The organism is Nocardia puris (genome assembly GCF_003315035.1).
Classification (GTDB): Bacteria; Actinomycetota; Actinomycetes; order Mycobacteriales; family Mycobacteriaceae; genus Nocardia; species Nocardia puris.
In genome coordinates this window covers 235,963-249,418 of the sequence record NZ_QNRE01000009.1, presented here as the reverse complement: position 1 = coordinate 249,418, position 13,456 = coordinate 235,963, and the positions used below count along the sequence as shown (strand labels likewise).

General features: G+C 72.0%; 12 protein-coding genes. 8 read left to right on the top strand and 4 right to left on the bottom strand.

All coding sequences use genetic code 11. The annotated features are described in order from the left end of the window. Positions 1-50: 50 nt before the first annotated feature. The 3 genes from DFR74_RS37275 (at position 51) to DFR74_RS22365 (ending at position 1,569) form a co-directional block, all read left to right on the top strand. A complete protein-coding gene (locus tag DFR74_RS37275; RefSeq protein ID WP_438944312.1) occupies positions 51-653 on the top strand; it encodes a TetR/AcrR family transcriptional regulator in 603 nt (200 codons plus the stop codon). 71 nt (positions 654-724) lie between these two features. Continuing rightward, the gene (locus tag DFR74_RS22370; protein WP_113975242.1) at positions 725-949 is read left to right on the top strand and encodes a hypothetical protein; all 225 of its coding nucleotides are present in this window, start codon (positions 725-727) and stop codon (positions 947-949) included. A 47-nt stretch (positions 950-996) separates the two neighbouring features. After that, a complete protein-coding gene (locus DFR74_RS22365) occupies positions 997-1,569 on the top strand; it encodes a GNAT family N-acetyltransferase (protein ID WP_067512393.1) in 573 nt (190 codons plus the stop codon). Positions 1,570-1,711: 142 nt separating this feature from the next. Here DFR74_RS22365 and DFR74_RS22360 read toward each other — a convergent pair whose 3' ends face one another. Next, positions 1,712-2,782, bottom strand: a complete 1,071-nt coding sequence (locus DFR74_RS22360; protein WP_067512391.1) for an alkene reductase — start codon at positions 2,780-2,782, stop codon at positions 1,712-1,714. 67 nt (positions 2,783-2,849) lie between these two features. Between DFR74_RS22360 and DFR74_RS22355 the strand changes: the two genes are divergently transcribed. Beyond that, positions 2,850-3,224, top strand: a complete 375-nt coding sequence (locus DFR74_RS22355; RefSeq protein WP_067512470.1) for a MerR family transcriptional regulator — start codon at positions 2,850-2,852, stop codon at positions 3,222-3,224. Between the two features lie 45 nt (positions 3,225-3,269). Here DFR74_RS22355 and DFR74_RS22350 read toward each other — a convergent pair whose 3' ends face one another. Both DFR74_RS22350 and DFR74_RS22345 read right to left on the bottom strand, forming a co-directional pair. After that, positions 3,270-4,817, bottom strand: a complete 1,548-nt coding sequence (locus DFR74_RS22350) for a glycerol-3-phosphate dehydrogenase/oxidase (protein ID WP_067512389.1) — start codon at positions 4,815-4,817, stop codon at positions 3,270-3,272. A 31-nt stretch (positions 4,818-4,848) separates the two neighbouring features. Then, positions 4,849-5,451, bottom strand: a complete 603-nt coding sequence (locus tag DFR74_RS22345; protein WP_067512387.1) for a TetR/AcrR family transcriptional regulator — start codon at positions 5,449-5,451, stop codon at positions 4,849-4,851. A gap of 135 nt (positions 5,452-5,586) precedes the next feature. On the opposite strand from DFR74_RS22345, the gene DFR74_RS22340 reads away from it, so the two are divergent. Both DFR74_RS22340 and DFR74_RS22335 read left to right on the top strand, forming a co-directional pair. Next, positions 5,587-7,161: an FAD-binding oxidoreductase gene (locus tag DFR74_RS22340; RefSeq protein ID WP_067512468.1), complete on the top strand. Its 1,575-nt coding sequence runs from the start codon at positions 5,587-5,589 to the stop codon at positions 7,159-7,161. Next, on the top strand, positions 7,161-8,114 hold the full coding sequence (locus tag DFR74_RS22335; RefSeq protein ID WP_067512385.1) for a diacylglycerol kinase family protein: 954 nt from the start codon (positions 7,161-7,163) through the stop codon (positions 8,112-8,114). Before DFR74_RS22340 ends, DFR74_RS22335 begins: the two co-directional genes overlap by 1 nt. A 151-nt stretch (positions 8,115-8,265) precedes the next feature. Here the strand turns inward: DFR74_RS22335 and DFR74_RS22330 are convergent, their stop codons facing one another. Continuing rightward, a complete protein-coding gene (locus DFR74_RS22330) occupies positions 8,266-8,979 on the bottom strand; it encodes an ATP-binding protein (RefSeq protein ID WP_232331856.1) in 714 nt (237 codons plus the stop codon). A 316-nt stretch (positions 8,980-9,295) separates the two neighbouring features. Between DFR74_RS22330 and DFR74_RS22325 the strand changes: the two genes are divergently transcribed. Both DFR74_RS22325 and folC read left to right on the top strand, forming a co-directional pair. Beyond that, entirely contained in the window at positions 9,296-11,974 is a 2,679-nt protein-coding gene (locus tag DFR74_RS22325; RefSeq protein WP_067512383.1) for a valine--tRNA ligase, read from the top strand. After that, complete coding sequence (gene folC / locus DFR74_RS22320; protein WP_411719875.1) at positions 11,971-13,452, top strand: bifunctional tetrahydrofolate synthase/dihydrofolate synthase; 1,482 nt, start codon at positions 11,971-11,973, stop codon at positions 13,450-13,452. Before DFR74_RS22325 ends, folC begins: the two co-directional genes overlap by 4 nt. The last annotated feature ends 4 nt before the right edge of the window (positions 13,453-13,456 follow it).

The window sequence follows — 13,456 nt, the reverse complement described above, 5'->3', positions numbered from 1 at the left end:
GCGAAGTAGCCGCGCCAGGGCGGTGCCGGGCGAATGGTTGGATGAACAGCGTGAGCACAGCGGGAACCAAAGGGGTGCCGCGCGCCGAGCGCGAGGCGCAGATCCTCGATATCGCGGTCGACGAGATCGGGCGCGTGGGCTACGCGGGACTGTCGATCGCCGAGGTCGCGACGCGGGCGGGTGTCTCGAAGCCGCTGGTCTACGCCTATTTCCAGACCAAGGACGGGTTGTACGTCGCGTGCGTGGAGCGGGCGGCCGCGGTGCTCGGCGATGCCATCGAGGCGGCGATCGCGGGGCCCGGCTCGATCGATATGGCGCGGGAGGTGCTGAGCGCGGTGTTCCACGCGCTGGCCCCGCGGCCGCAGGACTGGAACGTGCTGTTCGACCGCTCCCATCCCGCCGACGGCCCGGCGGCCGACGCCGTGAAGCGGGCCCGGCACCGCATCGCCGACCAGGCCGCGCGCGGGGTGCGTGCGGTGCTGGAGGCCGCGGGACTGGACGATCCCGACGACGCGTCCGCGCTCACCGACGTGTGGATGGGCGCGGTGACGGCGCTGGTCAACTGGTGGCTGCGGCACCCGCAGGAGAGCGCCGAGGACATGACCGCCCGCAGCCACCGCCTGGTCGCGGCGCTGGCGGCCGTGCGCACCTAGAACTCGGGGCCGCCGGAGCCGCGCGCACGGCGTTACCGTCGGCGCGGGAGGATGCCGGAAAGGACAGTGTCATGCGACTCACATCTCGGATACTGGGAACGGCGGCGGTCGGCGTCGCCCTCGGTGTGGCGGGCCTCGGCGGCACCGCGCAGGCGAGCGCGCCGGCGGAGCGGGCCGCGGAAGTGTCGGCTGTGACCTGCTTTCCGCCGTCGCTGAGCGGTGGCGCGGCGGTGTGCGTGCCGTTCACCGATTTCCTGAGCAACCTGTTCACCGGATCGGCGCGCGGGTCGTCCTAGCGGATACTCGCGCGACCGGTTCGGCCCGCGGGGTCCATACTGCGGGGATGCTGATCCTGCGCCCGGCCACCGAGGCCGACCTGCCCGCCTTGCGTGAGATAGAGCGCGCGGCGGGCGCTCCCTTCGCCGAGATCGGAATGCGGACCGTCGCCGACGACGAGCCACCCTCTCTCGAAACGCTGCGCGAGTTCCAGCGCGCCGGACGGGCCTGGGTGTACGCGGACGCCGCGGACGAGCCCGTCGCTTACCTGGTGGCCGGCCTGGTCGACGGCAACGCGCACATCGACCAGGTCTCGGTGCTGCCCGCCTACGCCGGGCGGCGCCTGGGCAAGCGCCTCATCGACCACACGATCCGGTGGGCGCGGGCCGAGGGACTGTCCGCGATCACGCTCACCACGTTCGTCGAAGTCCCGTGGAACGGGCCGTATTACGAGCGGCTCGGCTTCCGCTACGTGCTGCCCACCGACGAGACGCCGGAACTGCTGGCGGTGCGCGCGGCCGAATCGGCGCACGGACTGGACCACTGGCCGCGCGCCGCGATGCGCGCGGATCTCGCCGGGTGGGAGTTCGAGCCGGACGGCACCGAGCCGGATGCGCAGGTGTCGACTCCGCAGCCCTGATCACGCGAGCGGGCTCGCGCCGGGCGACCGGTGCGAACGTCGTGAACTCCGGTGGCTACGACTCGATTCCGTCGAACCTGACCGTCCGTCAGCTCTGCCGGGGCGGTGGTCATCACGATGTCGGCCCGTGTGCCCCGCCGGCTCAGTGCTGGTAGTGCGGGTAGGTCAGGTATCCCTTGTCGCCGCCCTGGAAGTACGTCTCCTCGTCGGCCTCGGCCAGGGGCAGGTCGGCGCGCAGCCGCTCGACCAGATCGGGGTTGGCGAGGAAGGCGCGGCCGAACGAGATGAGGTCCGCGCCGAGGCCCAGCCAGTGGTCGGCGTGCTTGCGCCCGGCCGTTTCGGCGCCCGCCGGGTGGGTGGGATTGACGATGAGCGTGCCGGGCCAGGCGCGGCGCAGGCCGACCAGGGTTTGCTCGTCGGTGGACGCCTCGAGGTGGAGGTAGGCGAGGTCCAGCCGGGCCAGCTCGGCCAGCAGCGCGCCGTACAACTCGGGGATGTCGGTCTCGTGGGCGTCCCAGATGCCGGCGCCCGGGGACAGGCGGATGCCGACGCGGTCGGCGCCGATGGCGTCGGCGGCGGCCTCGGCCGCCTCGACGGCGAACCGGATGCGCCCCGCGATCGAGCCGCCGTAGCGGTCGGTGCGCAGGTTGGCGTTGCTGGAGAGGAACTGCGCGATGAGATAGCCGTTCGCGCCGTGCAATTCGACGCCGTCGAACCCCGCGGCGCTGGCGCGCACCGCGGCCGCGGCGTACGAGTGGGCCTCCTGCGGCACTTCGGCGAGCGTCAGCTCCCGGGGCACCGGGGCGGGCAGCCGCCCTGCGGGGGCGAACACCAGCACGTCGCGGGCGGCGACCGCCGACGGGCCGACCGGCTGGAGTCCCGAGGTGGTCGGATGGCTGATGCGGCCGCCGTGCATGATCTGGGCGAAGATGCGGCCGCCGTTGATGTGGACCGCGTCGGTGACCTGCCGCCACGACTCGGCCTGCGCGTCGGTGTGCAGGCCGGGGGTGAACGGGTTGGACTGGCCGAGCTTGCTGGGCTGCACGCCCTCGCTGATCAGCAGGCCCGCCGTGGCGCGCTGTGCGTAGTAGCGGGCCATCGAGGCGTTGGCGAGGCCGTCGGCGTCGGAGCGGACCCGGGTCATCGGGGCCATCACGATACGGTTCGGCAGGGTGAGCGAACCTGCGGTGTACGCGTCGAAGAGTGTCGTCATGGCGCTACGCTAAAAGCTGACACTGACGTCAGAGGCAAGTGTTGTGACGCGGATCTCGGAGGATCACATGCGGATCGGGGAGCTTTCCCAGCGCAGCGGCGCGAGCGTGCGCTCGCTGCGGTACTACGAGGAGCAGGGGCTGCTGATCAGCTCGCGCAGCGCCAGCGGGCAGCGGCAGTACGCCGAGAGCGACGTGTCGCGGGTGCAGTTCCTGCGTCGCATGCTCGCGGCCGGGCTGTCCAGCCGCACCATCGCCGAGGTGCTGCCGTGCGTGGATTCGCCCAGCTCCCAGGCCACCGAAGCGGCCTGGGAGCGGATGGTCGAGGAGCGGGCCAAGCTCGACGCGCACATCGCCGAACTCGTCGACACCCGGGCCCGGCTCGACGAGCTGATCGCGATCAACCGCCGGTACCACGCCGAGGAAAGCGCGCGTTCGGCCTGAGCCGGTGGAAGGGACCCGACGCGGGCGGTGCCGCCCGGACTCCGCTCAGGCGGTGGCGAAGGCCGACTCCGCCGCGGGCAGGGCGGCGGCCCGGTCTTCGGGGACGAGGCCGATGCGGGTGCGGCGGTCCAGCAGGTCGCTCGGGTCCAGGGCGGCTTCGTGGGTGCGGGCGAACGTGAATTCCGCGGCGGTGACGTCGATTCCGGGGGCGACGGGTGCGGCGAGGGCCGGATCGCGTTCGGCGAGCCCGAGAACAGCGCGCGCCTCGCTGCCGTAGCGGTCCACCAGCAGTGGGGGAGCGGCGACGCGGTCGCGCGCCGAACCGGCCACCGCGCCGATCAGCGGAAGGCGGGTCGTGCGGCAGGGCGCGGCGGCGAGCCCGGCGTGGGCGACCGCCGCGTCGATCGCGTCCTCGGCCATGCGCCGGTAGGTGGTGAGCTTGCCGCCGACGACGGTGAGGACGCCATTGGGGGCGCGCAGCACAGCGTGCTTGCGGGAGATGTCGGAGGTGCTGCCGTCGCCGGTGCGCAACAGGGGTCGCAGCCCGGCGAAGCGGCCGCGGATGTCGTTGCGGGTCAAGGGTTCCCGCAGGGCGGTGTTGATGGTGTCGAGCAGGAAGTCGATCTCGGCGTCGGTGGGCTCCGGCTCGTCGGGGACGGGGCCGGGCGCGTCCTCGTCGGTGAGGCCGAGATAGACGCGGTCGTGCGCGGCGGGGAACGCGAAGACGAACCGGCTGGTGCTGCCCGGCACCGGCACCGTCAGCGAGGCGGTCAGCCCCCCGAAGGATTCGGCCGAGAACACCAGGTGCGCACCGCGACTCGGCCGCAGCTCGATGCTCGGATCCACCTGATCGGCCCACACGCCGGTGGCGTTGACCACGGAACGAGCTCGCACGGACAGTGTTTCCCCCGTCCGGGTGTCGCGCAGGGTCGCGGACTCACCGGTGACATCCAGCGCCTCCACCCGCGTCAGCACGCTCGCCCCGTGGGCGGCCGCGGTGCGGGCGATGGCGACGACCAGGCGGGCGTCGTCCACTAGCTGCCCGTCCCACGCCGTCAGGCCCCCGCGCAGTCCCGACCGGCGCACGGTCGGCGCGAGGCGCAGTGCCTCGGCTGCGGCGACGTGCCGCGACCGGGGGAGCAGGTCCGCCGAGGTGCCCGCGCCGCGTCGCAGCGCGTCCCCGGCCAGGAAGCCGGCGCGGATCAAGGACCGTTGCGCCCCACCGATATTCGGCAGCAGCGGCACCAGCTGGGGCAGCGGCCGCACCAGGTGCGGCGCGGTGGTGGACAGCAGGATGCCGCGCTCGACCGCGCTCTCGTGCGCGATGCCGACCTGTCCGCTCGCCAGGTAGCGCAATCCGCCGTGCACCAGCTTCGAACTCCACCGGCTGGTGCCGAATGCGAGGTCGTGCCGTTCCACCAGCACCGTGCGCAGGCCGCGCGCGGCGGCGTCCAGCGCCGCGCCCGCGCCCGTGACGCCGCCGCCGATCACCAGTACGTCGATCTCGGGTGCGTCGCCGAGCGCGCGCAGTTCGCGGTCGCGCCGGGCGGCGTTCAGCGCGGAATCGCCGCGCGCGATCGAATCAGAGGTCATCGCAGGGCCTTTCGGGTGTGCGGTGGCAACCTCACCGCCCCCTCCTCGTCGCGGGGAGGTCCGGGGTGAGGTAACCGTCGATGGCGCGGGCCAGTTCGGCGTCCAGTGCCGGGCCGGGCAGCAGCGGCTCGACCGTGCCCGCGGACTGGACGGCGGACTGCACCATGAGCAGCAGCATTGTCGCGAGGTGCACGGGCTCGCCCGCGCGGATCGACCCGTCGCGCTGCCCTTCGGCGATACCCGCCGCGAACAGGTCGATCAGGGTGCGCTGGTTGCGGCCGAGCCTGCCGAACACGTAGGTGAGCATCAGGTCGGTGTCGGTGCGGAAGATCTTGCCGAACAAGGGATTCGAGCGCACCATCTCCGCGCCGGTGACCACGCCCGTGACCAGCCGGGTGCGCGCGGCGCCCGCCGTCGGCATGGCGGCGGTGAGGATGGCGCGCAGTTCGCGCACCAGCAGCTCGGCCACCAGCGAGCCGGTGTCGGGCCAGCGCCGGTACACCGTCGGCCTGCTGACTCCCGCCCGGCGCGCCACCTCGGTGAGGGTCGTGCGGCGCACGCCGAATTCCTGCACGCAGGCGCGAGCCGCGTCGAAGATCGCGAGGTCGATGGCCGAGGGCTCGGCGTCGGTCACTGGTCACCACCGGAAGATCGGGTTCGTTACTGCTTGACAGTCTATGTCAAACTGTAACGCATGGTCGACACGAAGCACACGGACGGGGCCCCGATCCCCGCCGCAAACCCCGACGCGCCGGAGCGGGCAGCGAGTATGGTGTGGGACGCCTGGGGTGTCCCGGCCGGACAGAAACCGTTGTCGGCGACGATCCGCGGCCTGCTGACGCAGGTTTTCGGGGTGTCCGGCGACCCGGTGGCGCGCCGCGATGAGGGTGACGTGCCACTGCGGCCGTCGGCGTTGACGCCGGCGCAACGGGACGGATTGGTCGAGGTGGTCGGCGCGGACAACGTGTCGGCCGACCACCGCGACCGCCTCCGGCACGCGGGCGGAAAGAGCACGCCCGATCTGCTGCGCCGCCGCGCCGAGGGGCCGCAGGACGCCCCCGACGCCGTCGTCTTCCCCGCCGATCACGAGCAGGTGCTCGCCGTGCTCGCCCACTGTGCCGCGCACGGCATCGCCGTGGTGCCGTTCGGCGGCGGCACCAGCGTCGTGGGGGGTGTCGACCCGGTGCGCGGCGCGTTCGACGCCGTCGTCGCGCTCGATCTGCGCCGCCTCGACACGGTCTCCGAGATCGATCCGGTCAGCGGCACCGCCACGCTCGGGGCCGGGCTCACCGGCCCGCGCGCCGAGGAACTGCTCGCCGCGCACGGTCTTTCGCTGGGGCACTTCCCGCAGAGCTTCGAGTTCGCCAGCATCGGCGGGTTCGCGGCGACCCGTTCCTCGGGTCAGGCGTCGGCCGGCTACGGCCGCTTCGACGACATGGTGCAGCGGCTCAAGGTGGCCACTCCGAGCGGCACCCTCGACCTGGGCCGCGCGCCCGCCTCGGCGGCCGGGCCGGATCTGCGGGAACTGTTCGTCGGGTCCGAAGGCACGCTCGGCGTGATCACCGAGGTCACCGTGCGCGTGCACCCGGTGCCGGAGACCACCGCCTACCAGGCGTGGTCGTTCCCCGACTTCGCCACCGGCGCCGCGGCCTTGCGCGCCGTCGTGCAGGCCGGGGCGGCCCCGACGGTGCTGCGCCTGTCCGACGAGGTGGAGACCGGGATGAACCTCGCGCGGGCGGGCGACATCGGCGGCGCGCCCGTCACCGGCTGCCTGGCCATCACGACCTTCGAGGGCACGGCCGCGCACGTGGCCGCGCGCAGCGCCGAGGCGCACGAACTGCTCGCGGCCGCGGGCGGCACCGCGCTGGGCGAGGACCCCGCCCGCGAATGGGAACACGGCCGTTTCGGGGCGCCGTACCTGCGCGACTCGCTGCTCGACGCCGGCGTGCTGTGCGAGACACTGGAGACCGCGACCACCTGGTCCAACATCGCCGAACTCAAGGCGAAAGTGACCGCGGCGCTGACGGATTCGCTGGGCGCCCAGGGCACGCCGCCGCTGGTGATGTGCCACATCTCGCACACCTACCCGACCGGCGCGTCGCTGTACTTCACCATCGTCGCCAAGCAGCTCGACGACCCGCTCACGCAGTGGGGTATCGCGAAAAACGCTGTGGGCGACGCGATCATCGCGGCCGGCGGCACCATCACGCACCACCACGCGGTGGGCGCCGATCACCGCCCGTGGCTGCCCGCCGAGGTCGGCGATCTCGGCATCCGGGTGCTGCGCGCGGTGAAGGCGGAGCTGGACCCGGCCGGCATCCTCAATCCCGGGAAGCTGATCTGATGGCGTCGCGCGAGATCCGTTCCGTGCTGGTGGTGACCAATCGGCTCTCCGGCGGGGGCAAGGGGCACGACACGGCGTCGGCCGCCGTCGCCGAACTCGCCGCGCGCGGGGTGGACGTCACCGAGATCCGCGCGCCCTCGGCCGCGGAAACCGTGCTGCTCGTGCGGGATTCGCTGGCCGCGCTCGATCCGGCGTTGCGCCCCGACGCGGTGGTGTGCGTGGGCGGCGACGGACTGATCAACGTAATGCTGGCCGCCCTCGCTCACACCGGAATGCCGCTCGGCCTGGTGCCCAGCGGCACCGGCAACGATCTGGCCAGGGCGCTCGGCGTGCCCACCGACGACACCGCGGCGGCCGTCGGCGTGGTGCTGGGTGGGCGCACCCGCGTGATGGATCTGGGCCGCATCGAGTCCCGTGGGGCTGAGCCCATGTACTTCGCGACCATCACCGGCACCGGGTTCGACGCGCGAGTCACCTTGCGCGCCAACGAGATGCGCTGGCCCAAGGGACGGTTGCGCTACACCTTCGCCGCGCTCGCCGAGATCACCGGCAACTTCACCGTGCCCTACCGGATCGAGCTGTCCGGCGCCCCGCACGGCGTGCAGGACAATCCGGAGCGCGGTGGCCCGATCGAGACGCGGGCGGTGCTGATCGCCCTCGGCAACACCCGCACCTACGGCGGCGGCATGCTGGTGTGCCCGGACGCCGAGATGGACGACGGCCTGCTCGATCTGACCGTGGTGGGCGCGGTGTCGCGGCGGGAGATGCTGCGCCTGCTGCCCGCCCTGTCCTCGGGACGACGGGTGGAGCACCGGGCCGTGACCAGGTACCGCGCGTCGGCGGTGACGCTCAGCGCGCCGAACACCCCGGCCACCGCCGACGGCGAACCGGCGGGCACGCTGCCGATCACCGTGCGCGCGGTCCCCTCGGCGTTGACGGTGCTGGTGCCCTGATCCGCTGTGGCGCACTGTCACTCGGTGACCGCGGCGCGGGTGCTGTCACACCGGCGGTCGATGCGAAGGTGCCGTGCTGGGGCGTCGATTGCCGAACGCGCAGTATCGCCCGGGAGCCGCCGGCCGAGGCGCGATGCGGGCGGCGCGCCCCTTACCAACTCTGGAACGCGATGCGCGACAACCGGTTCACGGTGTCGCGGTCGGCGATCACCACCGACGACGAACCGAGCCCCGGCGGCCGCTCGGGTGCGTGGAGGGCGGTGATCAGCCGGTCCCATCGGCGGCAGTGCAGGGTGAAGAAGAAGCCGTTGACGCGGCGCCCGCGCGCGTGCTGGCCCGCCACCGCGACCGGGGGCGGCACGTCGAGCATGATGACGTGCAGGTCGCGGTCGTGGCCGCCCGCCCAGCGCGCGATCATGCGGCGGCTCCAGCCGAAGGTGCCGCAGTCGTGGATCACCACCGGCCCGTGCGCGTCGCGCAGCGCGGCGCGGATGCCCGCGTAGTGCGCCAGGTGCACCAGCGGGCGCCACAGCGGGTAGGGCAACCAGCCCAGGCGCCGCCGCCAGCGCACCCGCGCCTGGTGCGAGTCCAGCACGATCGAGCCGAACGGACCGGTGGGCGGCGCCTCGGCCTGCGCGGTCGCGCCGAAGAACATGCGCAGCGCGGTGCTCTTGCCCGCGCCGGGCACGCCGGCGAAGATCACGGCCGCGCTCGCGGGGTAGCGCAATTCGTCCACGGCCTGGCCGCGTAGGTCGTGCACACCGGTCGGGACCAGCACCGTCGCGCCGGGTAGCGGCGCGCGTTGCTCCGGTGAGCGCAGGGGAGCGGCGTCGAGCGGGGGATTCACCCCTTCCAGATTCCTCACGTTTGTCCGTTTCGGCAACCCGGGGAAACCCTGAAATCCGCTGAGCGCCCGAGGAACTGGCGATCATCGGCCACCCATGACACGTGCGGGGCCGCCACGGCGCGGTGACGTGGCACAAGTGAGACGGCCGAGTCTGAGAATTAGTTGTGGATTCGGGGCCGCGCCGGTGAACGGCGGTAAGCTGTCAGGTGTAAGGCGGAGTGTTCGGTGTCCCTCATCCACCGAAGGCTCCGCCTTCTTTTCTGTCCGCACCCCGGTCCGCGCCGTGCGGGCGGGGGGCGGCGGCGTGCCGGGGACCACCTCCTAGAATCACGGAGTGACCAGCGCAGCCCCTGACAACTCGCCTAATCGTGCCGATGCCCTCCCCAAGAGCTGGGACCCCAGCGTGGAGGCCGAGATGTACGAGCGCTGGGTAGCGGCCGGGTACTTCACCGCCGACGCGAGCAGCGACAAGCCGCCCTACTCGATCGTGCTGCCGCCGCCGAACGTCACCGGCAACCTGCACATGGGTCACGCCTACGACCACACCCTCATGGACCTGCTCACCCGCCGCAAGCGCATGCAGGGGTACGAGGTGCTGTGGCTGCCGGGCATGGATCACGCGGGCATCGCCACCCAGTCCGTGGTGGAGAAGCAGCTCGCCGTGGACGGCAAGACCAAAGAGGACTTCGGCCGCGAGCTGTTCATCGACAAGGTCTGGGACTGGAAACGCGAGTCCGGCGGCCAGATCCAGGGCCAGATGCGCCGTCTCGGCGACGGCGTCGACTGGAGCCGCGACCGCTTCACCATGGACGACGGCCTCTCCAACGCCGTGCAGACCATCTTCAAACGCCTCTACGACGCGGGCCTGATCTATCGGGCCGAGCGCCTGGTGAACTGGTCGCCGGTGCTCCAGACCGCGATCTCCGATGTCGAGGTCAAATACGAGGACGTGGAAGGTGAGCTGGTCTCGCTGCGCTACGGCTCGCTCAGCGACGACGAACCGCACGTGATCGTGGCGACCACGCGCGTCGAGACGATGCTCGGCGATACGGCCGTCGCGGTGCATCCCGACGATGAGCGCTACAAGGATCTGATCGGCACCACGGTCTACCACCCGATCACCGGTCGTCAGATCCCCATCGTGGCCGACGACTACGTGGATCCCGAATTCGGTTCCGGCGCGGTGAAGATCACGCCCGCCCACGATCCGAACGACTTCGAGATCGGCCTGCGCCACAATCTGCCGATGCCGACGATCATGGACGAGACCGGCCGGATCGCCGACAGCGGAACCGAATTCGACGGCATGGACCGGTTCGAGGCGCGCGTCGCGATCCGCGAGCGGCTCGAGCAGGAGGGGCGCGTCGTCGCCCACAAGCGCCCGTACGTGCACAGCGTCGGCCACTCCGAGCGCTCCGGCGAGCCCATCGAACCCCGCCTGTCCATGCAGTGGTGGGTGAAGGTCGAATCGCTGGCCAAGGCCGCGGGCGACGCGGTGCGCAACGGGGACGTGAAGATCCACCCGGCCAGCCAGGAGCCGCGGTGGTTCGAATGGGTCGACAACATGCACGACTGGACCATCTCGCGCCAGCTGTGGTGGGGCCACCGCATCCCGATCTGGTACGGCCCCGAGGGCGAGATCGTGTGCGTGGGCCCCGGCGAGACCGCGCCCGAGGGCTACGTGCAGGACCCCGACGTCCTCGACACCTGGTTCTCCTCGGGCCTGTGGCCGTTCTCCACCATGGGCTGGCCGGAGTCGTCGGCCGAGCTCGAGAAGTTCTATCCCACCAGCGTTCTCGTCACCGGCTACGACATCCTGTTCTTCTGGGTGGCGCGGATGATGATGTTCGGCATGTTCGTGTCGGAGGACCCGGCGATCACCGCGGGCAAGAACCCGGCGCGCAAGCAGGTCCCGTTCCACGACGTGTTCCTGCACGGCCTGATCCGCGACGAGTTCGGCCGCAAGTACTCCAAGTCCAAGGGCATCGGCGTCGACCCGCTGGTCTGGATCGAGGAGTACGGCGCCGACGCGACCCGCTTCACCCTCGCGCGCGGCGCGCAGCCCGGCAGCGACCTGTCCGTCGGGCCGCCGCACGTGCAGGCCTCGCGCAACTTCGTCACCAAGCTGTTCAACGCCACCAAGTTCGCGCTGCTGAACGGCGCGGCCCCGGGCGAGCTGCCCGCGCGCGACACCCTCACCGACGCCGACCGCTGGATCCTGGACCGGCTCGACGCGGTGCGCGCCGAGGTGGACGCGGCCTTCGACCGCTACGAGTTCGGCAAGGCGTGCGAGGCGCTGTACCACTTCGCCTGGGACGAACTGTGCGACTGGTACCTCGAATTGGCCAAGGTGCAGTTCTCCGGCGCCGAGGAGCGCGCGGCCTCGACCAGGGTGGTGCTCGGCACCGTGCTCGACGCGGTGCTGCGGCTGCTGCACCCGGCGATGCCGTTCGTCACCGAATCGCTGTGGCAGGCGCTCACCGGCGGTGAGTCGGTGGTGGTCGCGGCGTGGCCCACCGATTCGGGCGTGACTGCGGACGAGACCGCCGCGCAACGCATCGCGGACGCCCAGCGCCTGATCACCGAGATCCGCCGCTTCCGCAGCGACCAGGGCCTGGCCGACAAGCAGAAGGTGGCCGCCAAGCTCCTCGGCATCGACGCCGCCGATCTCACCGCGCTCGCCCCGTCGGTGGCGAACCTGGCCCGCCTCACCGAACCGGGCCCGGATTTCACCGCCACGGCGTCGGTCGAGGTGCGCCTGTCGGGCGCCACGGTGACCGTCGAACTCGACACCTCCGGCGCGATCGACCTCGACGCCGAACGCCGCCGCCTGGAGAAGGACCTGGCCGCCGCCGAGAAGGAACTCACCGGCACCGAGGGCAAACTCGGCAACGAGGCGTTCCTGGCCAAGGCGCCCGAACCGGTGGTCGCCAAGATCCGGACCCGCCGCGATGTGGCCGCCGCCGAAGTCGAGCGCATCCGGGCCCGCCTCGCGGAGCTGAGCGCCAAGTGACCGACGACGAGCACGGGGTCGAGAACCCGGAGCCGGAGCGCCAATACCGCGGCGACTCCGGGGGCACCCGGCTCGGCGCCGGGCCCTCGCCCGTCGACCTGGCCGAGATGGCTCTGGTCGAGGCCGAACTGGACCGGCGCTGGCCCGAGACCAAGATCGAGCCCTCGCTCACCCGCATCGCCACCCTGATGGATCTGCTCGGCTCGCCGCAGCAGAGCTACCCGGCGATCCATATCGCGGGCACCAACGGCAAGACCTCGGTGACCAGGATGATCGACGCGCTGCTCACCGCGCTGCACCGGCGCACCGGGCGCATCACCAGCCCGCACTTGCAACTGGCCACCGAGCGCATCAGCATCGACAACGCGCCGATCAGCCCGGCCCGCTACGTGGAGACCTACCGGGAGGTCCAGCCCTACGTCGAGATGATCGATGCGCAGTCTGCCGCGGCGGGCGGACCCGCCATGAGCAAGTTCGAGGTGCTCACCGGGATGGCGTTCGCGGCGTTCGCGGAGACGCCGGTGGACGTGGCGGTGGTGGAGACCGGACTGGGCGGCACCTGGGACGCGACGAACGTCGTCGACGGGCAGGTCGCGGTGATCACCCCGATAGGCCTCGACCACACCGACTACCTCGGCCCCGACCTCACCTCCATCGCGGGGGAGAAGGCCGGGATCATCAAGCGTGCCCCGGAGAGCCTGATCCCGCGCGACACCGTCGCGGTGATCGCGGAGCAGGAGCCCGAGGCCATGGAGGTGCTGCTGCGCCGCGCCGTGGAAGTGGACGCCGCCGTCGCGCGCGAGGGTTCGGAGTTCCGGGTGGTCGGCCGCCGCATCGCGGTGGGCGGCCAGCAACTGGAACTCCAGGGGCTCGGCGGTGTGTACGACGAGATCTTCCTGCCGCTGCACGGCGAACACCAGGCGCGCAACGCGGTGCTGGCGCTCGCGGCGGTGGAGGCGTTCTTCGGCGCGGGCGCGCAACGTCAACTCGACATCGACGCGGTGCGCGCCGGTTTCGCGTCGGTCGCCAGCCCCGGCCGGCTGGAGCGGATGCGCAGCGCGCCCACCATTTTCATCGACGCCGCCCACAATCCGGCGGGCGCGCGGGCGCTGGCGGCGACGCTCACCGGCGAGTTCGACTTCCGCAAACTGGTCGGCGTGGTCGCGGTGCTCGGCGACAAGGACGCCGCCGGCATCCTGGAGGCGCTGGAGCCGGTGCTCGACGAGATCGTCGTCACCACCAACGGCTCGCCGCGCGCGCTGGATGTCGACGGCCTGGCGAATCTGGCGGTGCAGCGCTTCGGAGACGAGCGCGTCGTCACCGCCGACACCCTGCCCGACGCGTTGGAGACCGCGATCGCGCTGGCCGAGGAGGTCGGCGATCCGGGCGAGGCGGTGTCGGGCGCGGGTGTGATCGTCACCGGTTCGGTGGTGACGGCGGGCGCGGCGCGCGCCCTGTTCGGAAAGGACCCGGCGTGAGGTG